The sequence below is a fragment of the Petropleomorpha daqingensis genome (genome assembly GCF_013408985.1).
GTDB classification, from domain to species: Bacteria; Actinomycetota; Actinomycetes; order Mycobacteriales; family Geodermatophilaceae; genus Petropleomorpha; species Petropleomorpha daqingensis.
Map to the genome: position 1 here is coordinate 3,859,695 of NZ_JACBZT010000001.1, position 22,286 is coordinate 3,881,980.

The 22,286-nt window shown below is 72.7% G+C and carries 24 protein-coding genes; 10 read left to right on the forward strand and 14 right to left on the reverse strand.

Annotation, left to right across the window (positions count from 1 at the left end):
• Window positions 1-98 precede the first annotated feature (98 nt).
• From GGQ55_RS19155 to GGQ55_RS19170, 4 genes are all read right to left on the reverse strand, one after another.
• Window positions 99-689 (reverse strand): hypothetical protein, encoded by a 591-nt coding sequence (locus tag GGQ55_RS19155; RefSeq protein WP_179719448.1) that lies wholly within the window; start codon window positions 687-689, stop codon window positions 99-101.
• Between the two features lie 125 nt (window positions 690-814).
• Window positions 815-2,002 carry an AI-2E family transporter gene (locus tag GGQ55_RS19160; protein ID WP_179719450.1) on the reverse strand — a complete coding sequence of 396 codons (1,188 nt, stop codon included), beginning with the start codon at window positions 2,000-2,002 and terminating at the stop codon, window positions 815-817.
• A 2-nt stretch (window positions 2,003-2,004) separates the two neighbouring features.
• Entirely contained in the window at window positions 2,005-2,517 is a 513-nt protein-coding gene (locus tag GGQ55_RS19165) for an RDD family protein (protein WP_366489729.1), read from the reverse strand.
• The gene (locus GGQ55_RS19170; RefSeq protein ID WP_179719452.1) at window positions 2,514-3,389 is read right to left on the reverse strand and encodes a hypothetical protein; all 876 of its coding nucleotides are present in this window, start codon (window positions 3,387-3,389) and stop codon (window positions 2,514-2,516) included. Before GGQ55_RS19170 ends, GGQ55_RS19165 begins: the two co-directional genes overlap by 4 nt.
• A 277-nt stretch (window positions 3,390-3,666) precedes the next feature.
• On the opposite strand from GGQ55_RS19170, the gene GGQ55_RS19175 reads away from it, so the two are divergent.
• The 4 genes from GGQ55_RS19175 to GGQ55_RS19190 all read left to right on the forward strand — a co-directional run bounded on the left by GGQ55_RS19175 (window position 3,667) and on the right by GGQ55_RS19190 (window position 8,024).
• On the forward strand, window positions 3,667-6,366 hold the full coding sequence (locus GGQ55_RS19175) for a winged helix-turn-helix domain-containing protein (protein WP_179719454.1): 2,700 nt from the start codon (window positions 3,667-3,669) through the stop codon (window positions 6,364-6,366).
• A gap of 114 nt (window positions 6,367-6,480) precedes the next feature.
• The gene (locus GGQ55_RS19180; protein WP_179719456.1) at window positions 6,481-6,810 is read left to right on the forward strand and encodes a hypothetical protein; all 330 of its coding nucleotides are present in this window, start codon (window positions 6,481-6,483) and stop codon (window positions 6,808-6,810) included.
• 111 nt (window positions 6,811-6,921) lie between these two features.
• Window positions 6,922-7,368 carry a DUF7144 family membrane protein gene (locus GGQ55_RS19185; RefSeq protein ID WP_179719458.1) on the forward strand — a complete coding sequence of 149 codons (447 nt, stop codon included), beginning with the start codon at window positions 6,922-6,924 and terminating at the stop codon, window positions 7,366-7,368.
• Between the two features lie 167 nt (window positions 7,369-7,535).
• The gene (locus tag GGQ55_RS19190) at window positions 7,536-8,024 is read left to right on the forward strand and encodes a DUF6325 family protein (protein ID WP_218859344.1); all 489 of its coding nucleotides are present in this window, start codon (window positions 7,536-7,538) and stop codon (window positions 8,022-8,024) included.
• Window positions 8,025-8,062: 38 nt separating this feature from the next.
• Here the strand turns inward: GGQ55_RS19190 and GGQ55_RS19195 are convergent, their stop codons facing one another.
• Window positions 8,063-8,674: an Rv1733c family protein gene (locus GGQ55_RS19195; RefSeq protein WP_179719460.1), complete on the reverse strand. Its 612-nt coding sequence runs from the start codon at window positions 8,672-8,674 to the stop codon at window positions 8,063-8,065.
• Between the two features lie 25 nt (window positions 8,675-8,699).
• Entirely contained in the window at window positions 8,700-9,101 is a 402-nt protein-coding gene (locus tag GGQ55_RS19200) for an SHOCT domain-containing protein (protein WP_179719462.1), read from the reverse strand.
• 291 nt (window positions 9,102-9,392) lie between these two features.
• Between GGQ55_RS19200 and GGQ55_RS19205 the strand changes: the two genes are divergently transcribed.
• Both GGQ55_RS19205 and GGQ55_RS19210 read left to right on the forward strand, forming a co-directional pair.
• A complete protein-coding gene (locus GGQ55_RS19205; RefSeq protein ID WP_179719464.1) occupies window positions 9,393-9,626 on the forward strand; it encodes a DUF8691 family protein in 234 nt (77 codons plus the stop codon).
• Between the two features lie 86 nt (window positions 9,627-9,712).
• Window positions 9,713-10,087, forward strand: coding sequence for an SHOCT domain-containing protein (locus GGQ55_RS19210; protein ID WP_179719466.1), 375 nt, complete (start codon window positions 9,713-9,715; stop codon window positions 10,085-10,087).
• Between the two features lie 59 nt (window positions 10,088-10,146).
• On the opposite strand, the gene GGQ55_RS19215 is transcribed toward GGQ55_RS19210, so the two are convergent.
• From GGQ55_RS19215 to GGQ55_RS19240, 6 genes are all read right to left on the reverse strand, one after another.
• Window positions 10,147-11,559 carry an MFS transporter gene (locus tag GGQ55_RS19215; RefSeq protein ID WP_179719467.1) on the reverse strand — a complete coding sequence of 471 codons (1,413 nt, stop codon included), beginning with the start codon at window positions 11,557-11,559 and terminating at the stop codon, window positions 10,147-10,149.
• 44 nt (window positions 11,560-11,603) lie between these two features.
• Window positions 11,604-11,969 (reverse strand): carboxymuconolactone decarboxylase family protein, encoded by a 366-nt coding sequence (locus GGQ55_RS19220; RefSeq protein ID WP_179719469.1) that lies wholly within the window; start codon window positions 11,967-11,969, stop codon window positions 11,604-11,606.
• 91 nt (window positions 11,970-12,060) lie between these two features.
• On the reverse strand, window positions 12,061-13,905 hold the full coding sequence (locus GGQ55_RS19225) for a glycoside hydrolase family 15 protein (protein WP_179719471.1): 1,845 nt from the start codon (window positions 13,903-13,905) through the stop codon (window positions 12,061-12,063).
• Between the two features lie 34 nt (window positions 13,906-13,939).
• Entirely contained in the window at window positions 13,940-14,506 is a 567-nt protein-coding gene (locus GGQ55_RS28555) for a potassium channel family protein (RefSeq protein WP_218859345.1), read from the reverse strand.
• A gap of 12 nt (window positions 14,507-14,518) precedes the next feature.
• On the reverse strand, window positions 14,519-15,964 hold the full coding sequence (locus GGQ55_RS19235; RefSeq protein WP_179719473.1) for a DUF2252 domain-containing protein: 1,446 nt from the start codon (window positions 15,962-15,964) through the stop codon (window positions 14,519-14,521).
• Window positions 15,958-16,413, reverse strand: coding sequence for a hypothetical protein (locus GGQ55_RS19240; RefSeq protein WP_179719475.1), 456 nt, complete (start codon window positions 16,411-16,413; stop codon window positions 15,958-15,960). Before GGQ55_RS19240 ends, GGQ55_RS19235 begins: the two co-directional genes overlap by 7 nt.
• A gap of 120 nt (window positions 16,414-16,533) precedes the next feature.
• Between GGQ55_RS19240 and GGQ55_RS19245 the strand changes: the two genes are divergently transcribed.
• From GGQ55_RS19245 to GGQ55_RS19255, 3 genes are read left to right on the forward strand one after another with little or no spacing between them, the layout of a single operon-like run.
• Window positions 16,534-17,109 carry an HdeD family acid-resistance protein gene (locus tag GGQ55_RS19245; RefSeq protein ID WP_179719477.1) on the forward strand — a complete coding sequence of 192 codons (576 nt, stop codon included), beginning with the start codon at window positions 16,534-16,536 and terminating at the stop codon, window positions 17,107-17,109.
• Between the two features lie 32 nt (window positions 17,110-17,141).
• Window positions 17,142-17,426 carry an SHOCT domain-containing protein gene (locus GGQ55_RS19250; RefSeq protein ID WP_179719479.1) on the forward strand — a complete coding sequence of 95 codons (285 nt, stop codon included), beginning with the start codon at window positions 17,142-17,144 and terminating at the stop codon, window positions 17,424-17,426.
• Between the two features lie 45 nt (window positions 17,427-17,471).
• Window positions 17,472-17,978: a DUF1269 domain-containing protein gene (locus GGQ55_RS19255; protein ID WP_179719481.1), complete on the forward strand. Its 507-nt coding sequence runs from the start codon at window positions 17,472-17,474 to the stop codon at window positions 17,976-17,978.
• 54 nt (window positions 17,979-18,032) lie between these two features.
• Here the strand turns inward: GGQ55_RS19255 and gad are convergent, their stop codons facing one another.
• Window positions 18,033-19,418 (reverse strand): glutamate decarboxylase, encoded by a 1,386-nt coding sequence (gene gad / locus GGQ55_RS19260; protein WP_179719483.1) that lies wholly within the window; start codon window positions 19,416-19,418, stop codon window positions 18,033-18,035.
• A gap of 114 nt (window positions 19,419-19,532) precedes the next feature.
• Between gad and GGQ55_RS19265 the strand changes: the two genes are divergently transcribed.
• The gene (locus tag GGQ55_RS19265) at window positions 19,533-20,213 is read left to right on the forward strand and encodes a hypothetical protein (RefSeq protein WP_179719485.1); all 681 of its coding nucleotides are present in this window, start codon (window positions 19,533-19,535) and stop codon (window positions 20,211-20,213) included.
• Here the strand turns inward: GGQ55_RS19265 and glgX are convergent.
• Window positions 20,156-22,273 (reverse strand): glycogen debranching protein GlgX, encoded by a 2,118-nt coding sequence (gene glgX, locus GGQ55_RS19270; protein ID WP_179719487.1) that lies wholly within the window; start codon window positions 22,271-22,273, stop codon window positions 20,156-20,158. The genes GGQ55_RS19265 and glgX overlap by 58 nt on opposite strands.
• Window positions 22,274-22,286: the final 13 nt, after the last annotated feature.

The following is a 22,286-nucleotide window of genomic DNA, read 5'->3' on the forward strand; positions in this document are numbered from 1 at the left end:
ACGAGGGACGTGTTTGACGCAGCGTCATCGAGCGGTCACGTCACGGCAAACGAGCCGTCGTCCGACCGCGGTCTGATGGGGTCGTGCCGCAGCAACCGCTACCCGAGCAGCCGCCCGTCCGCTGGGTGACGCGTCGCCGGGTCGTCATCCAGCGGGTCCCGCCGGGCGACCGGCCGGCCTGACGACACCGTCGCGGCCGCCGACTCCAGCGCCAGGTGGGCCATCGCCTGCTCGTAGCACTCGTGCAGGAGGTACAGCCGGTCGACGAGGCGCCGGACGTAGGCCGATGACGTGCGGGTGCGGGCCGGGTGGTCCATCAGGTCCCAGAACACCCAGGAGACCTCTTCACCGCACCCGGACCAGATGTCGGTGACCGACGCGGGCGACCTCCCCAGCGCCAGCACGAACCGGCGGGACACCTCGCGGCGCAGCCGCACGGCCTGCCGTTCGTAGCGGGCGATCTCCTCCCGGCGCTGCCGCCGCTCGGCGGCCGGCCGGGCCCACAGGCGCCGCTTCGGCGGCGGTCCCACGCTCAGGCCGATGCTCCTGCCGAGCAGCGGGACCAGCAGCGCCCGATCGGCGTCGCCCAGCTTGTCGTTGGCACCCCGCAACACCGCGGCCAGCTCCGCGTCCACGCACGCCGGCTGGTCGGTGTGCGGTTCACCGGCCAGCAGCGCCGTGTACTCCATGAAGCAGGCCCCCTGTGCGGGGTTCCTGTGCTTGCCCCTGCTCAGCACCGGCATCCCAGCGGGCACCGTCGCGTGGGGTGGGAACTCGGACATGGCGCCTACCTCCTCGTGGCCGCGGCCGAACGCTAGGGAGACCGGGGGGCGGGAGTCGTCGTCCGCGGCGGATGAGCCGGCTCGCTCGAGGCCGCCGCCTCCTCGGGCTCGGCCTCGGCAGCCTCGGCGCGCCGTCGCGATCGGCGACCGGGCCGTTTCCGCCGCGGCGACGAGGCCGCTCCCGACGCGCCGGCGAGCAGCGTGCGCGCCCACACGCGGTCCGGGTCCTGCCCGACGAGCACGGCGACCACGAACAGGGTCAGCGGCACGGCAAGGATGGCGCCCATCGGGCCCAGGACGACGGTCCAGACGAACACCGACAGGAACGACAGGGTGACCGACAGGCCGACGGCGTCGCCGACGAACACCGGCTGGATCACCGACTGGATGACGAAGTTGGCCAGCGAGTAGATCAGCACGACGAGCAGGGCGAGCCCGGGGCCGCCGACCAGGAGCGCCAGCAGCGTCGGCGGCGCCAGCCCCAGGAGGAACCCGATGTTGGGCACGTAGTTGGTCAGGAACGACAGCAGGCCCCACAGCAGCGCCAGGGGCACCCCCAGGACGAGCAGCGCGATGGTGTCGGCGATGGCGACCAGCAGCCCGAACACCGTCGTCACGACGATGTAGCGGCGCGTGTTCCTGGCGAACCCGCCGAGTGCCGCCGTCAGCCGCTCGCTCCCGGGAACGGCGGACAGCCGGGCCGGCAGCCCCGCCGCCTCCGCCGTCATGAACAGCACCGTCGCCAGCACCAGGACCAGGGCCCCGACCGAGCCCAGCAGGTGCTCGAGCACCGACCCGAGGGCGGCGAGCAGCTTGCTCAGCTGCAGGCCCTGCAGCGCGTCCTTGATCTGCTCCTTGCCGATCCCGGCCGAGGACAGCGCGGACTTCGCGTTGTCGAGCAGGTGCTGCCACTCGTCGGAGTACTGCGGCAGCACCGTCGCCAGCCGGCCGAAGGACAGCGCGATGGCGGCGGCGAACAGGATCAGGCCGCCGTCGAGGACGACCACCGTGATCGCCACCGCGAACGCGCGCCGCATCCCCCGCCGCTCCAGCGCCCCGATCATCGGATGGGCCACCACGGTCAGCACGAACGCCAGCAGCACCGGCGCGAGGATCCACGAGGCCGACCGGATGCCCCAGACCGCGATCGACGCCCCGGCCACCCCGAGGACGACGGTCAGCCACAGCGGCAGGGTGCGCGGGGGCCGGGGCTCGGACATGGTCAGTCGTAGACGACCGAGGTCCGCAGGACGAGGTCCTGCACGGAGCGGTTCTCGGCGCTGACCAGCACCCAGAGCAGCCCGATGGGGAGGAGCACGCACAGGACGGCGCGCAGGGCGCTCCGGGCCCAGCCCAGCCGGGCCCCCTGGTGGTCGGTGACGCGCAGCCCGAGCAGCCGGTCGCCGTACGTGCCGCCGACGACCGCCCAGGTGATCGCGAAGTACACCGCCTCGACGAGGAGGCCGGCCAGCAGCAGCGTCCGCCAGGACGCCACCGGGAAGGTGAACCTCGTGGGGTCGATCAGGAACTTGGCGACCGCGACGGAGGCGTACCCGCCGATCACGACCAGGACGACCACGACCAGATCGGCGACGTTGGCCAGCGAGCGGGTCACCAGCCCGGCGCGGAAACCGAGCACCGAGGACCGTGGGCCCGTCTCCACCGGCACCGGACCGGTGGCGGCGTGCCAAGGGTAGTCGGCGCTGGGGACGGGCCGTTCGTCGGCGGTGGTCACTCGTCGCTCCCCGGTGGTCCGGTGCGCCGGACCTGACGGCGCAGCAACCGGTCGACGACCCGCTCCACGGCCCGGTCGGCGTCGGCCCCCTGGTCGCGCACGGTGCGCACCACCTCCGTGGTCACCGATCCGGTCGAAGCGCGCAGCAGACCGGGCAGGTCGATCTCGGCGATGACGTAGCGGGCCAGCCCGGCGAGATCGGTCCGGGAGAGCACCCTGTCGATGTCCACCCGGTCGACCGCGCGGTCGAGGTCGACGCGGTCCACGGCGCGGTCGAGATCCACCCGCGCCACGACGGAGTCGAGGTCCACCCGGTCGATCACCCGGGAGACGTCGACCTTGTCCACGATCGTGTCGAGGTCGAGCCGGGCCACCACCGCGTCGAGGTCGAGCTTGGCGGCGACGGCGTCGAGGTCGACCCGGTCCATCACCGCGTCGAGGTCGACCCGGGCGACGACGGCGTCCACGTCGAGCATCGCGGCGAGCCGGTCGATGTCGACGTACTCGCGGACGAGGGCCGGGATGTCCAGCCGGGCGAGCACCGCCCGGGCCACCTCGGGCACCAGCTGGTCGGCCGCCACAGAGACCGCCCGGACGGCGGTGGTCGCGGGATGTGCGAGCGCCCGGGCGGTCGGCCCGTAGAGCGCCCGGCGCAGCACGCGGCCCTGACCGGCGAGCGGCAGCCGGGCGAGCACCCTGCGGCGTCCGGTCGCGGCCGCCTCCGCGGCGTACCGGACCAGCGCGCCGCTGACCGCCAGGACGGCGAAGGCGCCGTCGACGGCATCGCCCACCGCGCTCCCGTACGCCTCGACGCCGGCCCTCGGCGGCAGGTGCGAGGGAACGTGCTGCTCGTCCGCCGGGATCACGGCCACGGCGAACCGCTGTCCGCTGCCCGACTCATTCCGACCTCCCGGGTCCGCCGGCTGGGGGCCAGGATCGGGCAGCGGAGGCGGGCGTCCCTCATCCGGAACGGGTGAGCCGCCCGTCCGGCCCGGTCCAGCAGGGTCGGGGCGTGCCGGCAGTGACCTTCGGCCCTCACCCGCGGGTCTGTTTTGCGCAACTCTCTGGGACAGGAAGTCGCCAGGCACGCCCCAGGACGGGGGACGACCGGCACAGGTGCAGGCCAAGACGTGACCTGGGAGCACGCCGATGACGAGGCTGTCGAGCACAGGAGGGGCCGCCGTCCGGCTCGGGGACGACGGCAGGCGGACGGGAGCCCGGAGCATCACCCTCCTCGCGACCAAGCTCGCACCGCCGGAGCCCGCGCACGCCACCGTGGTCCGCCAGCGCCTGCTCGCGCAGCTGACCCGGGAGGTGCAGCGGTATCCGCTGACCCTGCTCAGCGGCCCCGCCGGGTCCGGCAAGACCGTGCTCGCGTCCTCGTGGCGGCAGGGCAGGGCCACCGCCGGATCCGCGATCGGCTGGCTGACCCTCGACGAGTACGACGACGACCCGGCCACCTTCTGGAGCTACGTCCTCGGCGCGCTGGCCGGGCTCGGCGTCCCGGTGTCGGAGAACCCGGGGCTGGTCGCGGGCGAGCCCCCGGCCGGTTGGCTGATCCCTCGCCTGGCCGCGGATCTCGCTGCGTCCCCGCGCCCGGTCGTCCTGGTCGTGGACGACGCCGACCACCTCACCGACCGCTCCATCGTGGCCGGCCTCGACCTGCTGATCCGCAACGCGGCCGGCCGGTTGCGGTTGGTGCTGTGCGGCCGCGCCGACCCGCCGCTGCCGCTGCACCGGTACCGGGTGGACGGCACGCTGGGGGAGATCCGCGGCGACCAGCTCGGCTTCACGCCGGAGGAGACCCGCGAGCTGCTGGCCGCCATGGGCGTGCCCGTGACCACGGACGTCGCCGTGGACCTGTGCGGCGAGACGCAGGGGTGGGCGGTCGGGCTCCGGCTCGCCGCGGCGCCGCTGAAGAACGGGGTCCCGCCCGAGCGGCTGGTCACCTCGCTGGCGCACGACGACGGCAGCGTCGCGCAGTACCTGTTCGCGGAGGTGCTCGAGGGTCAGCCGGCCGGGGTGCGCCGGGTCCTGCTGCGGACGAGTGTGACGCCGGAGCTCTGGCCCGACCTGGTGGACCGGCTGTGCGGGCGCAACAACGTGCGGCGCGTGCTCGCGGGGCTGGCGCACGCCAACGCCTTCGTGGAGGAGTCACCGGGAGCGCCCGGCGGCTTCCGCATCCACCCCCTGTTCCGCGAGATGCTGCAGGGCCAGCTCGCCTACGAGAACCCGGGCGAGCTCGCCGGCCTGTACCGCACGTGCGCGGCCTGGTTCGCCGAGAGCGGGCACGTCCACGAGGCGATCGGCTACGCCGTCGCCGCGGAGGACTGGACCTCCGCGACCCGGTTGCTCGTCGACGACCTCGTCGTGGCCCGGGTGCTGGCGCACGGCTCGGATCCGGCGCTGCGCAGCCTGCAGGCCCTCCCGCAGACGCTGCGCGGTCCCGAGGCCGCGGTCCTGCGGACCGTCGTGGCGGTGGTCGCGGGCCGCGCCCCGTCCGCCCCGGACCTCGCCGCCGCCGTGCGGGCCCAGGACGACGACACGAGCCGGCTCGCGCTGCGTGTCTCGGCCGCGCTGGCCGCACTCGCGGCCGGTGCGCCGGGCGACGCCTCGGCGGAGCAGTTCATCGCCGGCGTCGACGCCGCCGCCGACCTGGTCGACGAGCTCCCGGACGCCGACGCCACGGCGCGGCACGAGTGCGCGGCCGTGCTCGGCGACCTGCGCGCGCTCGCCGCGCTGCGGACCGACGTCCCCAGGGCGCAGCTGTCCGCCGTCCTGCGGTCGGCCGCGTCCGCGGCGCTGATCGCCGGCGCCGGCCGGCTGCGCGCGCGGGCGCTGGGCACCCTCGCCCTCGTCGAGGCGCTCGAGGGGCACCTGTCGCGGGCCGTCCAGCTCGCCGACGAGGCCGAGGCGTTCGCCACGGAGGAGGGTGCCGACGACGCCGCCCGCGACCCCGCCACGGCGACCGCCCTCGCCTGGGTCCACCTGCGCCGCTACGCGCTGGTCGAGGCCCGGGAGTGGCTGGGCCGGGCGCGGTCGCGGGAGCGCTCGGCCGGGCAGAACCGGGACCTGGCCGGCCCGCTGATCGCCGTCCTGCAGGCCCAGCAGTTCCGGCTGCGGCACGAGTACGACCAGGCCGAGCACGCCCTGCATCCCCACCTGCAGGGACGGCGGCTGCCCCGCTGGGTCGCCGAGCAGGTCGTCAGCGAGATGGTCCGGCTGGCGGTCGCCCGCGGGCACGTCGACGACGGGCTGGCGATCCTCCGCGACCGCGGCTCCGACGAGGCGTGGAGCCAGCGGCTGCGCGCGACGGTGGGGCTGCTGGCCGGCGAGCCGGTGCCCGACGTCCCCGTCGCGGTCGAGCCGTCGGGGGCCACCGCCGAGACCGTCGACGCGGCCGTGATCCGCGCCTGCCAGCTCCTGGAGGCCGGCCGGGTGCCCGCCGCGGTCGACGAGCTCGCGGCCGCGCTCGAGCTCGCCCGGCCCGAGCTGATGCGCTGGCCGTTCGTGGACACCCCACCGCAGGCGCGCCGGCTGCTGCGCACCCACCAGCGGCTGCAGGGCCCCAGCACGTGGCTGAACCCGTCGAGCGGGGCCCAGCCGCGCCCGGCCGGCGTCGCCGCGGCGGCCCATGCCGAGGGCCCGGAGGTCGTCCAGGAGCTCAGCGAGCGCGAGATGGAGGTGCTCCGGTACCTCGCGGAGATGCTGTCGACCGCGGAGATCGCGGCGACGATGTACATCTCGGTGAACACGGTCCGGACCCACATCCGCAGCATCCTGCGCAAGCTGGCAGTGAGCCGGCGCAACCAGGCGGTGCGCAAGGCACGCGAGCGCGGGTTGCTCTAGGCGGCACCTCTCACGCGGGGCGGACGAGGCGCGTGCCCTCCCTCCCTGGCAGCGTCGAAACCCACGGCAGTCGAGGTCCTGGGCACCCGGGGCACGGGACGGAGGTCGGTAGCGATGGCGATGGCTGGCACCCGCTACGAGCTGCGGGTGGGGACCCGGGTCAGCGAGGCGGTGCTGGCCGCCTTCCGGGTTCCCGTGAGACCCACCGTGGTGCCGCGCAGCACCGTCTACCGGCTCCGCGTCCCGGCCGATCGCGATCTCGCCGAGGTGCTCCAGCTGCTCACCGAGCGCGAGGTGCAGGTGCTCGAGATCCGGCGGTGCACCGAACCGCGGCGTCGGGACGACGGGTCCTCGCAGGTCGCGGCGGTGCAGCCCGCGGAGGTCGTCGACACCGCCGGCGTCGTCGTCCCGTTCCCGCGCCGGGTCGCGGACGCCACCGGCTGACGTGGCCGTCCCCGCCGGTCCGGGATCGTCCCGTCGGGGGGAGGTCGCACCCGGGCTGCGACGCCAGTCTGACTGTCGACAGACAGCTGTCACCGACAGGAGGACAAGGACATGACGGACACCTCGCGCCGCGGGACGACGGAGACCGACGTCTCGTACAGCGACGCGCCGACGGCCTGGGCGGGTTGGGTGGTCTTCGGTGGCGTCATGCTGATCATGCTCGGTTCGTTCCAGATCATCGAGGGGCTCGTCGCCCTGTTCGACGACGGGTTCTACCTCGTGCGCTCGAACGGCCTCGTGGTCGACGTGAACTACAACACCTGGGGCTGGATCCACCTGATCATCGGCGTCGTCGGGGCCCTCGCCGGCCTCGGGCTGCTGGTCGGCAACCTCGCCGCGCGGATCGTCGGCGTCGTGGTCGCCGTCCTGAGCGCGATCGTGAACATCGCGTTCATCTCGGCCTACCCCATCTGGTCGGCCATCATGATCACGCTCGACGTCGTCGTGATCTACGCGATCGTCGTCCACGGGCGTGAGCTCAAGGGGTACTACCGCTGATCCCTCGCACCCAGCCCGTCCTGCCGCCTACGGCCGGGCGGGCTGGGTCGTCTTCACGGACCTGCTGATCAGGGGCTCGGATCGTCCGCGCCGGGTGACGCGTGCCGCGCCGGGAATCGCGAGGGTGGGCGGTGTCCGATCCCGATCCTCGCCCCTGGGGGGAGTCCATGACCGCTGACCTCGCGCAGGCACCCGACCTCGACGAGATGGGCCCGGTCGACTACATCGTCCTGGCCTTCCCGACCAGCCGGATGACGGGGGAGGCCCTGCCGATGCTGATCGACCTCGTCGACCGCGGCATCATCCGGATCCTCGACCTCGTCTTCCTGCAGAAGAGCGACGACGGCACCGTCACGACGCTCTCCCAGGTCGACCTGGAGCGGATGAAGGTCATCGAGGCGGCGCTCTTCGAGGGTGCCGCCTCCGGCCTGCTCGGCGCCGAGGAGCTCGCCGAGGCCGCCGAGGCCCTCGACCCCGGCACCGCGGCCGGCGTGCTGGTGTACGAGAACGTCTGGGCCGCCCCGTTCGCCGCGGCCCTGCGCCGCTCCGGCGGCCAGCTGGTGGCCTCCGGCCACATCCCGATCCCGGCGCTCGTGGCCGCCCTCGACGCCCTGGAGTCCGACGCGCCGGCAGCCCCTGCCGACCCCGTCGGGTAACCCGAGAGCCGACCGCTGAGCTGACCGGGCACCCCCGGTCAGCTCAGCCGCGTGTTCCAGACCGGCTCGACCGCCGCCCAGTCCCGACCCCACCGGCGGTCCCGGTAGGTGTCGAGCACGAAGCAGCACAGCGCGTACAGCAGCCAGGTCACGACGGGCAGGCCGATCAGCGGCAGCGCGCCCACGGCCACCGCCGAGCGCGGGATGCCTGCCGGGTCCAGGGGCGGCGGGACGAGAGCGCCCGTCCGGTCCACCCACACCGGCACCGGCGAGCCGGCCGGGGTCCCGGCCCGGGCCATCACCAGCCCCTCCTGGGAGCCGCCGCCGGGCACCGGCCACCCGGCGCGCACCGGCACGGTGAGCGTGGAGACCTCGGTGTAGTCGGGTCCGCGGCTGGGCTCGGCGGCGTCCTCGAGCAGCACGGCCCGGACGTGGGAGCGCTCGGCGGCCTGGTCGTCGGCCACCGCCTGCAGGTGCGTGGTCACGGCGCCGGCCGTGGCCACGGCGACGATGGGAGCCAGGAGCACGGACAGGACGACGACGAGGCGGGCCACCAGCTGCAGCCGGTCCGAGCCGCGCTTGAGCGGACCCGAGCCGAGGGTGAACCGGCGCAGCGCTCGACGCACGACGCCGTCCTGGCGGGCGGGCATGGCGCACCCTCCGGACGGGTCGGGCTCAGACCAGGACGCGCCGCTTCAGCTGCTCGAACTCCTCCTGGCTGATCGCCCCCTCGTCGAGCAGCTGCTTGCCCCGCGCGATCTCGTCGACGCCTCGGTAGCCGGGGGAGACGACCGAGCGGATGTACTCGTCGGTCTGTTGCTTGACCTCGCGGGCCTGCCGCGTGTCGCGGTCGGCCATCGCGCGCCCCTGCGTGACCAGGTAGGTGAGCGTGCCGATCAGGGGCAGGACCAGGACGAAGACGACCCAGCCGGCCTTGGCCCAGCCGGAGACGTCGTGCCGGCGGAACAGGTCGGCGAAGACGGTGATGATCAGCCAGAAGTAGATGACCAGGGCGAAGAACCAGACGAAGGTCCAGAACAGGTCGACCAGCGGGTAGTTGTCGGCGGCCGAGAACATGGTGCACCTCCAGGACAGGGATGCCGTCGCGCCCAGGATGGGGACCGGCCGGCCCCTGGCCCATCCCCCTGGTCGGATGAGCGGTCCGCGCCGTGCCGGAGCCCGTCGGCGAACGGGACCACGCCTCATCCGTGCGGGAGGAGGCAGCGGGGTCCTGCGGCGGACCAGGCTTCACGCACCGGATCGGACCCGTCGACGGAAGGGCCCGGGCGTGGTGGTCGTCCACCTGGCTGAGCGGCTCCGGTACGCCCGTGGACCACGGCGGGTGCGGGCCGAGAGGGGAGCGGGCAGATGGGACGGCTGGTTTACGAGCTCCGGGTCCGTGGACCGGTCCCGGCCGAGGTCCTGGAGGAGCTCGGCGCGGAGGATTTCGGCGAGGAACCACCGTTGACGATCCTGCGGACCGAACCGACGGACCAGCCCGGCCTGGCCGGCGTCCTGCAGCGGTTGCGCAGCCTGGGGCTGGACCTCATGGAGGTGCGCACGGCCGGGCCCGACCCGGCCGACGCCGCCGAGGCGCCCTGACCTGGGGATTCATCCGAGCAGGGTGAGGCGGCGCGGCGGCCGGACGGCGACGCTCAGCGGCGACCGCCGTCTCCTTTGGAGGAGCCATGCCTCTGCTCGACCTGTTCTGGACGACGCTGCTGATCTTCGGCTGGGTCCTCTGGTTCATGCTGCTGTTCCGCGTCTACGGCGACCTCTTCTCCCGCGACGACATCGGCGGGTGGGCCAAGACCGGCTGGGTCGTCTTCACGCTGCTGGTGCCGTTCCTGGGCGTGTTCGTCTACCTGATCGCGCAGGGCCGCGGGATGGGCGAGCGCGCGCTGGCCCGCATGGAGCAGCAGCGCGCCGCCAGCGACGCCTACATCCGCTCGGTCGCTTCGCAGACGCAGGACGACCAGCTGGCGAAGGCTCGCGAGCTGCTGAGCAGCGGAGCGATCACGCCCGACGAGTTCCAGCGCATGGTGCCCTCGCTGCACAGCTGAGCGAGAGTCCATGTGGTTTCGCGCGCTTAACCACCCACGGTTAAGCACGCGAAACCACCTCAGGCGGGGGACTGCTGGGGTGGGGTCTTGGGCAGCAGCAGCGCGGCGACCCAGCCGATGAGCGCGAAGGCGCCGACGACCACGATCGCGGTGAGGTAGGGCGGGTTGCCCTTGTTCGTCGCGGCGACGAGCACCGAGCCGGCCAGCGCGACACCGAGGGACGAGCCGAGGTTCGACACGCTCCGCGACACCCCGGAGATGTCGCCCTGGACGCTCTCGGGCCAGGCGGACTGCACCACGTTGACCGAGGCCGTGAGCATCGCGCCGACCCCGAACCCCATGAGGAACAGCCCCGGCCAGAAGGTCCAGACGGCGGAGTCCTGCCGGCTGAGCAGGAGCAGCAGGGCGATGCCGACCAGCGTCGTGGTGAAGCCGGCGCGGACCAGCAGCCGCTGGGAGTGGCGGCTGGCCATGCGCTGCGCCATGCCCGACGAGGCCAGGATGCCGATCGTCGCCGGCACCAGCATGAGCCCGGTCTGGATCGCGGAGAACCCGCGCTCCTGCTGCAGGAACACCGAGATCACGAAGAAGACGCCCTGGAGCACGAGCCACTGCACGGTCTGCGTGACCAGCCCGAGGTTCGACGTCTTGTTCTTGAACAGCGACGGGGAGACCAGCGGCGCGCGGCCGTGGCGCTCGCGGGCCTGCGCGTACAGGAAGAAGACCGCCAGGATCAGCGCGCCGACGGCGACCAGGATCCAGACCCGGGCCGATCCCCAGCCGTAGGTGTTGGTCTGCAGGATCCCGAAGACCAGGAAGAACAGGCCGGCCGCCGAGAGGACGGCGCCCAGCACGTCGAAGCGCGGGCGCTGCGCCGGCAGCGGCGGGTCGGTGATCCGGCGCGCGAGCAGCGCGATGGCCAGGACGACGAGCACCTGCAGCCCGAACGACGCCCGCCAGCTGATGTAGCTGGTGATCAGGCCGCCGATCAGCGGGCCGGCGGCGGACCCCAGGCCCGCGGCGCCGCTGACCACGCCGAACCACTTGGCGCGGTCCTTCAGATCGGCGAAGAAGACCGTGATCAGGATGTAGATCGGCGGGATGAGCAGCGCCGAGCCGATGCCCTCGAGGAGGGAGTAGCCGATCGTCAGCAGCGCCAGGCCCTGGGAGAGGGCGGCCAGCAGCGCCCCGGTCGCGTAGATCAGCAGGCCGAGGATGAAGCAGAACTTCCGGCCCCAGATGTCGGTGAGCTTGCTGCCCGGGATCATCAGCGCGGCCATCGTCAGCGTGAACAGCGTGATGGTGGTCTGGATCCCCGACACGTCGGTGTCCAGGTCGTCGGCGATCGTGGTGATCGCGACGTTCATGTTCGACGCGGCGTAGCTGGCGATGAACTGGGCGAGGGCGAGCGGCAGGACGACGGCGCCCGCCGTCGTCACTGCCGAGCCGCTGCCGGCGCCGGTCCTGGTCATGGCATCTCCTCCGTTGCACCAGCGGCGCCGGCAGCGGCGTCAGATCAGGGGGTCCGCTGCTCGGGAACGGCGGCCTCGGCCAGCGCCTCGGCGCCGAAGAGCGCGCGCAGGATGTTCCCGGCGGCCGCGGTGATGCGCGGGCTGCCGACCAGCGGGGCGATCGCGACGAGCACCGACTGGGCCATCTCCACGGTCACGCCGGATTCGGCGGCGACGGGGAGGGTGGCCAGGTAGGACGCCGGCGGGGCGTCCAGCGCGACCAGGACGGCGAGGCGCACGAGCACGTACGTCTCGGGGTCGAGGCCGGAGCGCTCGAGCGCGTCGAGGTTCATCGCGAGGACGGTCTCGATGATCGGGGCGTCGCCCTGCGCGATGGGGCCGAGCGCGTTCTCCGGGGCGGTCTGGGTCATGGCTCCTCCTGGGCAGGACATGGGTGGACGGCGTCCAGCCTTCGCAGCCGGACGCCGTCCGTCCTCACCCGCAGGAGACGAGGTGCCCCGCCTATCGCGGCGGACGCCCGTCGAGCGCCGCGTCGAGGGTGAGCGCGGCGTCGATGAGCTGCAGGTGCGTGAAGGCCTGCGGGAAGTTGCCGATCTGCTCACCGGTCAGGGCGATCTCCTCGGAGTACAGCCCGACGTGGTTGCCGTAGGTGAGCATCTTCTCGAAGGCGAGCCGCGCGTCGTCCACCCGGTCGGAGCGGGTGAGCGCGTCGACGTAGGCGAAGCTGCACAGCGAGAACGTCCCCTCCGACCCGCGCAGCCCGTCCGGTGAGGCCTCGGGGTCGTACCGGTAGACCAGGCTGTCGGTCACCAGCTCGCCGTCCATGGCCTGCATGGTCGACAGCCACAGCGGGTCGCGGCCGTCGATCATCCCGACGGTGGGCATCCGCAGCAGCGAGGCGTCCAGGACGTCGGTGTTGTAGTGCTGCACGAACGCGTGCCGGGACTCGTGGAACCCCTGCTCCATCACCTGGCGGTAGATGGCGTCGCGCGCGGCGGTCCAGCGCTCCAGCGGTGCCGGCAGCGCCTTCTCGGTGGCCAGCCGGATGCCCCGGTCGAAGGCGACCCAGCACATGACCCGCCCGTAGGTGAACGGCTGCCGGCCGCCGCGGGTCTCCCAGATGCCCTCCTCGTCCTGGTCCCAGTTGTCGGCCAGCCAGTCCAGGACGTGGCTGACCGCCGTCCAGCCCTGGTTGGCCAGCGGCAGACCGCCCATGACGCCGGCGAAGATGCTGTCCATCGCCTCGCCGTAGATGTCCAGCTGCAGCTGCTCGGCCGCGCCGTTGCCGATCCGCACCGGCGCCGACCCGCGGTAGCCGCGCCAGTGGTCGAGGCTGTCCTCCTTGAGGTCGGAGGAGCCGTCGATCCGGTACATGATGTTCAGCGGCCCGCTGTCGCTGCCCATCCGTTCCCGGATCCGGTCACCGAGCCAGCGCCCGAACTGCGCGGCCTCGTCGTGGAAGCCGAGCCGCATCAGCGCGAAGATCGAGAACGAGGCGTCACGGACCCACGTGTAGCGGTAGTCCCAGTTGCGCTCGCCGCCCACCTGCTCGGGCAGGGCGGCCGTCGGCGCGGCCACGATCCCGCCGGTCGGCGCGTAGGTCATCAGCTTGAGGGTGATCGCCGAGCGCTGGATGTCCTCCCGCCAGCGGCCGCGGTACGTCGACTGGGCGAGCCAGTTCCGCCAGTAGGAGACCGTCTCGTCGAACAGCGCCTTGATGTCGGCCGGCCGGATCTCCCGCGGCGGCCCGTCGGCAGCCGACTCGAGCACCACACCGCGGGTCTGCCCGGCGACGAGGGGCAGCGTGGCGTGCCCGTCGCCGTCCCCGAAGGCCTGGAGGAGGCGCTCGTCGTCGGGCTCCCGGACGACGTGCAGCGTCAGCTTCTGGCCGTTGGCCGCGAAGACCGCGCCGTTCTCGCTCATCTCGAGGTGGTGGGGGTGCCGGCCGTAGTCGAAGCGCGGTTCGACGTCGATCTCGAAGGTCATGCTGCCGCGGACGCACTGGACGATCCGCACGATGCGGTGGTTGTCGGTGGCCGTGGCGCCGGTCGGCGGCATGAAGTCGACGACCTGCCCCATCCCGTCCTCGGTGAAGAAGCGGGTCACGAGGACGGCGGTGTCGGGCAGGTACATCTGCTTGGCGGTGTAGCCGGGATCGGCCGGTCGGATCCGGAAGCGGCCTCCGCGCTCGTCGTCGAGCAGGGCGCCGAAGACGCTGGGGGAGTCGAAACGGGGACAGCAGAACCAGTCGATCGAGCCGTCCGTGGTGACCAGCGCAGCGGTCTGCAGGTCCCCGATGAGCCCGTGTTCGGCGATGGCGGTTTCTTGCCTGACGGTCTGGGTCATCGCCCGACCGTGTTCGCCGCGACCGGGCGTCGCCTCATCCTCCGGGGGTGAGGGGCGGCGAGCCCGACCGCTGCGCCGTCCGCTGCCGGCCGCGGTCGACGGCGGTCAGGAAGAGCCGGAGCACCAGGCCGATGAGGATCAGGTCGCCCACCATCTGCACCGTGACCAGCACCCGTGCCAGCTCGGACGCCGGGGTGATGTCGCCGAAGCCGACCGTGGCGAAGACCGTCACCACGAAGTAGAGGCTGTCGACCTTGCTCAGCGGCTGGGTGAAGGCGTGGGCGTCGCTGCCGGCGAGGACGTAGTACGTCGCGGCGAACAGCAGCAGGAACAACGGCAGGGACAGGGCGATGGACTCGACGGCCCGGACCGCCGGATGGCGGGACTGCAGGATCGAGCGCACCTGCCAGGCCACGAGCAGTCCCACGCCCAGGAAGGCGAGCACGAGCCCACCCAGCGTTCCCGCCGAGAACCCGCGGGAGAGCGGGATCACGAAGTAGAGGGCCAGCAGCCCCACGAACGTGGCCCCGGTCCGCAGGAGAGCCCGCAGCAGGGGGTGCCGGGCACCGCCCGGCTCGGCGGGCAGGAGGTGTCCGCTCACTCCGGGCCCCGCTCAGACATCCGGCGTCGCGGCCACCCGTCCCGCCGCGACGGCCGCCGCCAGTGCTCCGTGGTCGCTGTCGTTGATGTCGGCATAGGCCTCGCCGAAGTCCGCGAGGGCGTGGTCGAACGCGGGGGAGGAGCCCAGGTAGCCCGAGATCGCGAACCGGTCGCCGGAGCGGGCGTGCGCTCGGGCCAGGCACCAGGCGCAGACCTCGCCGTAGGTCTTCAGCCCGTCGGGGCGCAGGTCGGTGATCTCGAGCGAGCCCTTCCAGTCCCGCAGCTGCCGGATGTAGAAGTCGCGTTCCACGCCGTCGATGCCGGTGGTCCGCAGCCAGCCGAGGAAGATGTCGCTGGCCTGCTGCATCAGCCGCTGGCCCGCGACCACCCGCTGGCCCTGGTTGGTGTACTTGCTCTTGCCGACGTAGTCGGCGTGCACCGAGGGTGCGGCCTCCTTGACCTGCAGCAGCAGCGGGTCGTCCTCGTCGCGGCCGACGAGCAGCACGACCCAGCAGCGGGTGCCGACGCTGCCGACGCCGACGACCTTGCGGGCCATGTCGACGAACGAGTAGCGCTCCAGCAGCGTCCGGCGGTCGGACTGCAGCGTTCCCCGGTACTGGCGGATCAGGGTCCGGAAGGCCGACTGGAGGTCGTCCAGCGCCGGGCTGTCCGCCGGCATCAGGTCCCGCAGCGGCTCGAGCAGCGGTGGCTCGGCGCGGATCTGCAGCCGGCCGTCGACCACCTCGGTGAGCTTGCCGAACGCCTGGAGGGTGTCGCGCGTCCGTGCCTTCTCCAAGGCCTTCGCCAGTCGCTTGCGGGGACCGGGGTCGAGCTGCGTGGCCAGTTGCTGCTGCAGTTCCACGGCGTCGATCCGCGAGTACCAGACCTCGATGTCCCGGGCCTGCGCGAACTCGGCCATCGCCTCGCGGTAGCGCGCGGTGGCGGCGAGGGCGTGGAGGCGTCGCTCCTTGCGCCCGATGCCGAGGCCGCGCCCGGCGATCACGATGCTGGCCACCAGCCGCTTGACGTCGTGCTCGAAGGGCCCGGGCAGCGTCTCGTCGAAGTCGTTGGCGTCGAACACCAGCCGCCGCTCCGGCGAGCCGTAGAGCCCGAAGTTGGACACGTGCGCGTCCCCGCACATCTGCACGGTGAGCCCGGACCGGGGTGCGGTGGCCAGATCGGAGGCCATGACCCGGGCGGCCCCGCGGTAGAAGGCGAACGGGGACGCCAGCATCCGCCCGTACCGGATGGGGCCGAGCTCGGGCAGCCGGTCGGCGGCCTGCTCCTGCAGCAGGGTCAGCGCGTCCGGCGAGGCCGGTGTCCGGGTGACCTGCGCGTGCGACTCCAGCGGCCGGGTCGCGCGCAGCGCCTTGCCCGTGGCGCGCCGTTCCTTCGGGGTCGGGCGCCGGGTCTTCTCGGCGGTCTGCTCGGCGGTCTGCGGTGGCAGCACGGTCAGCATGTCGACCTCACCTCGTCCACGAGGGCACCGGCGTTCGTCACGAACGCCGTGATGGCGGTCCCGGCGGCGGCCAGCGTCTGGGCCGACGCGCCCGACGCGGCCGCCTCGACGGCGTCGCGCGCGGCGTCGGCGTCGGCCTGCACGCTGTCGACGTCGTCGGAGTAGGTGGCGCGCGCGTCGTCGGCGAACTGCGCCCAGTCGTCCTGGACCTTCGTCCACGCCGCCTGCAGCGAGTCGGTGCCCTCCTGGACCACCTGCACGTCGGCCAGCGACGACAGCGACGAGCGCAGCGAGTCGGCCGAGGCGCAGACCGCCGGCGAGCCGGACGTCGCCGCCGTCGACGTCGCCGACGACGAGGCCGCCGACGTCGTGTCGCCCGACGAGCAGCCGGACAGCGCCAGGACCAGGGAGCCGAGCCCGGCCACGAGCGCCGCCGCTGCTGTCCGCATGCACCGACCGTGCCGGTTCCGGACGACGAGTGGCGTCATCCCCGGGGGATGAGGTAGCTGCCCGCCGCGGCGCGCGAGTCTCGAACTCCCAGTTGGGACCGCCCCGGGGAGGAAGCCGGCATGGCCGCGAACGTCTCCAGCTCCTACACGGACGCCACGCCGTCCAAGCACACCGGCGTGCGCGTCGCGGTCGGCCTGCTCGGCCTGGCCGCCCTGGTCATCGGGATCGTGCTGCTGTTCAACCCCGTCGCCGCCGCGAAGACGCTGGCCCTGCTCATCGGGCTCTCGCTCCTGATCGGGGGCCTGCTCGAGATCGCGGTCGGCTGGGATTCCGGTCGCCGGTGGGCGTCGGTCGTGCTCGGCGCCATCCTCGTGATCGGCGGGATCCTCGCCGCGGCGTGGCCCGGGGCCACGCTGTTCACCGTCGCCTTCATCACCGGGCTCTCGCTCATCGTGCACGGCGCGGTCCGGGTCGGGGTCGCGATCGTGGCCCGGCGCGAGATCCCCGGCTGGGGCTGGCTCGCCCTGGCCGGCGCGGTGAACGTCCTCATCGGCGTCATCGCCATCGCCTGGCCGCAGGCAACCGTGTTCGTCCTGTCCTTCGTCCTCGGCCTGCAGATCGCCGTCTTCGGGCTGCTGCTCCTCTGCGCGGCCTTCCTGCGACCCGGAGCGCGCACCGGCGCGCACACGGGCTGACCACCCCCTCCACACCGACCGAAGGAGTCGACATGGGACTGCTCCGCGGGATGGCCCGCACCGCCGTCGTCGCCGGGACGGCGACCGCCGTGTCCAACCGCGTCTCGCGGCGTCAGGCCAACCGGTGGGCCAACCAGGAGGCGCAGAGCGCGCCCCAGGAGTACTACTCCGACCCCGCGCCGGCGCCCCAGGCACCGGCCGGGACCGACACCAACACCAAGCTCGCCCAGCTGCGCGAGCTCGGGCAGCTGCACGACTCCGGCGTCCTGGACGACGCGGAGTTCGAGCTGCAGAAGAGCCGGATCCTCAATTCCTGACCCCGGACCGACCGGCCCGGCCGACACCCACCCGAGGAGATGTAGATGGCCACGATGACCGTCTGGAAGTTCCCCACCGCCGAAGGAGCGGCCGTCGCGGAGGCGACGCTGAAGGACCTGCAGCGCCAGGAGCTGATCCAGATCCACGACGCCGCGATCGTCAGCTACCCCGCCGGGGCCAAGAAGCCCAAGACCCGTCAGCTGGCCAGCCTGGCCGGGGCGGGCGCGCTCGGTGGCGCCTTCTGGGGCATGCTCTTCGGCCTGATCTTCTTCATCCCGCTGCTCGGCCTGGCGATCGGCGCCGGCATCGGCGCGCTCACCGGCAGCATGACCGACGTCGGGATCGACGACTCGTTCATCAAGAAGATGCGCGAGGAGATCCAGCCCGGCACCTCCGCGCTGTTCGTCCTGTCGTCGAACGCCGTGGTCGACCGGGTGAAGGAGGCCTTCGAGGGCCAGCACATGGTGCTCGTCGAGAGCAACCTGTCCCGCGAGCAGGAGGACAAGCTGCACGAGGTGTTCTCCGACGAGGAGGCCACCGCGACCGCCTGATCGACCACGGGCATCCGGGCCCGGCCGCCGACGGCGGCCGGGCCCGGCTCGTGCTCAGTGGTGGAACCCGCTCGGCTGCACCTCGTGCGGCATCGGCGAGGCAAGGTCGTCCAGCCAGCGCAGCGCGGTGCGCAGGTCGCGGAGGAACAGCTCGGCCATGTCGTGGGAGAAGCCGTTGCGGACGACGACCCGCAGCACGGCGAGGTCCTCGCGCTTGGGCGGCATCGTGTACGCCGGCACCAGCCAGCCGCTCTCGCGCAGCTTCCGGGACAGGTCGAAGACGTCGTACTTCGTCACCTCGGGAGCGAGCGCGAACGTGACGACGGGGAGGTCCGTGCCGTCGGAGATCACGTCGAACTCCGGCATGGTCTTCAACGTCCGGGCGATGTGCACGGCGACGTCCTGGCAGGTGCGCTGGACCAGCCCGTAGCCCTCCTTGCCGAGCCGGAGGAACTGGTAGTACTGCAGCACCACCTGCGCGCCCGGCCGCGAGAAGTTGAGGGCGAAGGTCGGCATGTCGCCGCCCAGGTAGTTCACGTGGAAGACGAGGGACTCGGGCAGGTGCTCGGCGTCGCGCCAGAGGACCCAGCCCACCCCCGGGTACACGAGGCCGAACTTGTGGCCGGACGCCTGGATCGAGACCACGCGGGGGAGCCGGAAGTCCCAGACCACCTCGGGCTGCAGGAACGGCGCGATGAAGCCGCCGGAGGCGGCGTCGACGTGCACCGGCACCGAGACGCCGGTCGAGCGCTCGTACTCGTCCAGGACGGCGCAGATCTCCTGGACCGGCTCGTAGCTGCCGTCCATGGTCGAGCCCAGGACCGCCACGACGCCGATGGTGTTCTCGTCGACGTGCTCGAGCAGCCGGTCGGCGGTGAGGTGGAAGACGTTGCCCTCCAGCGGGACGTAGCGCGGGTCGACCTCCCAGTAGTTGGCGAACTTCTCCCACACGACCTGCACGTTGCCGCCCATGACGATGTTCGGGCGGTCCGTGGGCTTGCCGGCCTCCTGGCGCGCCTGCTGCCAGCGGCGCTTCATGGCCAGCCCGGCGAGCATGCAGCCCTCGGAGCTGCCGGTCGTCGAGGTGCCGACGCTCTGCTCGGCGTGCGGGGCGTGCCACAGGTCCCCGAGCATGCGCACGCACCGCGCCTCGATCTCCGCCGTCTGCGGGTACTCGTCCTTGTCGATCATGTTCTTGTCGGCGGTCGCGGTGTAGAGCCGGTCGGCCTCCTCGTCCATCCAGGTGGTGACGAAGGTGGCCAGGTTGAACCGGGCGTTCCCGTCGAGCATCACCTCGTCGCAGACGATCTGGTAGGCGGTCTGCGGGAGCATGACGTGGTCGGGGATGCGGTCCCTCGGGACCTCGACCATCCCGCTGCGCGTGAACCGCGGCAGCAGGGCCTGCTCCTCATCGGGCCTCCGGCTCTTCCACACGGCCATGGCTCGGCGTCCTCTCGTTCGGCGGAGATGCCAGGCTCGTCGGGCCGCGCACGGGGCTGCCTCATCCGCGAGGGACGAGGTCGGCCGACCGGGCGGCTGGTCTCATCCGGGGCCATGACGGCAGGCGGACGACGGCACCTGCCCACCCGCGAGCGGACGATGGCGCTGGCCTTCGCGATCGGGTCGCTGTGCTTCCTCGTCGGGCCGTTCCCCGGGTACCTCGACCTGGTCGGCCCGGCCGCCGACGCGGTCACCTTCTTCGTCGGGTCGGTGTTCTTCACCGTCGGCGGCGGCCTGCAGACCTGGCTGGCCGCGCCGGACCGGCGGCTGCCGGGCGCCGGCCGGGCCGCGTGGTGGACGGCCGTCGTCCAGTCGGCGGGGACGCTGTTCTTCAACGTCACCACGTTCCGCGCGCTGCACACGGCGATCACCTCGCCCGACTACGACCACCTGGTCTGGCGTCCCGACGCGTTCGGGTCGGTCTGCTTCCTGGTCAGCGGGGTGATCGCCTACCGGGCCTCCGACCGTCGCGGCTGGTGGCCGCGGCGCGGCGGGCGCGGGTGGTGGCAGCCGGCCGTGAACCTCCTGGGCTGCGTCTTCTTCGGCGTCGCCGCGGTGGCCGGCTACGTCGTCCCTGCCCACGGGTCCGACCTCGACCTGGCCGCGGCGAACTGGACCACCGCCGCCGGGGCGGCCTGCTTCCTCGCCTGCGCGGTCGCCGGCCTGTTCGCCGGTCGTCAGGCGGCGGGACGGCTGACCAGCAGGACGGCGGCGGAGCGGGACGTCATGAGGTAGGCGTCCTTCACCCGCTCACCGGCCGGGTGCTGCACGCTCGTGTCCAGCACCACCTCCACGTCGAGGGCGCCGAGCCGGGCGGGCAGGACGAAGTCGACCGGGTCGGGTCCGGCGTTGAGGAGGAGCAGGTAGCTGTTCCCGCGGATCGGCCGGCCCTGCTCGTCGAGCTCGCTGATCTCCTCGCCGACCAGCAGCACGCCGAGGCCGTGCAGCTGGGTGCCCCAGTCGCCCTGCTGCATCTCCACCCCGGCCGGGCTGATCCAGTAGATGTCCTTGACGTCGCCGCCGGTGATGGGGCGGCCCTGGAAGAAGTTCCGGCGGCGGAAGACCGGCTCGGCGGCGCGCAGCGCCAGCAGCTGCCGGGTGAAGTCGACGAGCGCGCGGCGCTCGTCGTCCCACTCCCAGTCCAGCCACGTCAGCTCGTTGTCCTGGCAGTAGGCGTTGTTGTTGCCCTGCTGGGTGTGCCCGAACTCGTCGCCGGCCTGCAGCATCGGCACGCCCTGGCTCAGCACGAGCGTCAGCAGCAGGTTGCGCACCTGCCGGCGGCGCAGGGCGGTGATGTCGGCGTCCGTGGTCGGGCCCTCGACGCCGCAGTTCCAACTCGCGTTGTCGTCGGTGCCGTCCCGGTTGTCCTGCTGGTTGGCCTCGTTGTGCTTGCGCTCGTAGCTCACCAGGTCGGCGAGGGTGAACCCGTCGTGCACGGTGACGAAGTTGATGCTGGCGCTCGGCCGGCGGCCGTCGTCGCCGTAGAGGTCCGCCGACCCGGCCACCCGCGTGGCGAGGTCGCCCAGCTGCTGCGGTGCGCCGGCCCAGAAGCGGCGGACGGTGTCGCGGTAGCGGCCGTTCCACTCCGACCAGTTCACCGGGAAGTTGCCCACCTCGTACCCGCCGTCGCCGACGTCCCAGGGCTCGGCGACGAGGTACACCGGGGCCAGCACGGGGTCCTGCAGCAGCAGGTCGAAGAAGGAGGACAGCCGGTCGTAGGACCGGAACTCGCGGGCCAGCGCCGGGGCGAGGTCGAAGCGGAACCCGTCGACGTGCATCTCCTGGACCCAGTACCGCAGGCTGTCGGTGATCAGCTGCAGGGTCCGCGGATGCCCGACGTTGAGCGTGTTGCCGGTGCCGGTGACGTCGTAGGTGTACCGGCGCTGGTCGGCCAGGTGGTAGTAGGCGGCGTTGTCCAGCCCGCGGAAGGCCAGCGTCGGCCCCCGCTCGCTGCCCTCGGCCGTGTGGTTGTAGACGACGTCGAGCAGGACGGCGATCCCGGCGTCGTGCAGCGTCGCGACCATCGTCTTGAACTCGCGGACCACCCCGTGCGGATCGCGCGCCGCGGCCAGCCGCGGATCGGGCGCGAAGAAGCCCAGGGTGTTGTAGCCCCAGTAGTTGGACAGCCCCTGCTCGACGAGGAAGCGCTCGCTGACCCGGTAGTGCACCGGCAGCAGCTCGACCGCGGTGACCCCGAGGCCGACCAGGTGCTCGATCGCCGCCGGCGAGGCCAGGCCGGCGTAGGTGCCGCGCAGCGGCTCCGGGACGCCGGGGTGCCGCCGGGTGAAGCCCTTGACGTGCAGCTCGTAGACGACGGTGTCGGCGAGCGCACGCACCGGCCGGGAGTCGGTGCCCCAGGTGAACGCGGGATCGATCACCGCGGCGAGCGGGGCGGTGGCGGCCGAGTCGCGGAGGTTGAACGTGAGGTCGACGTCGGTGGCCCCGAGGTCGTAGCCGAACTGGCTGTCGTCGTGCCGGATGTCGCGCCCCACCGCCTTGGCGTACGGGTCGAACAGCAGCTTGTTCGGGTTGCACCGCGGACCGTCCTGCGGCCGGTACGGGCCCGACGCCCGCAGGCCGTAGAGCTGGCCCGGCCGCAGGTCGGGGAAGTAGCCGTGCCGGATGCCGCCGGTCGAGCCGGGCAGCGCGATCCGCTCGGTCTCCGTGGTGTCCGCGGGGTCGTCGAACAGGCACAGCTCCACCTGCTCGGCCACCTCGGAGAAGACGGCGACGTTGACGCCCCGCCCGTCCCAGGTGGCGCCGAGCGGGTAGTGGGAACCGCGGTGCACGCGCATGGTGCGAGCCCTT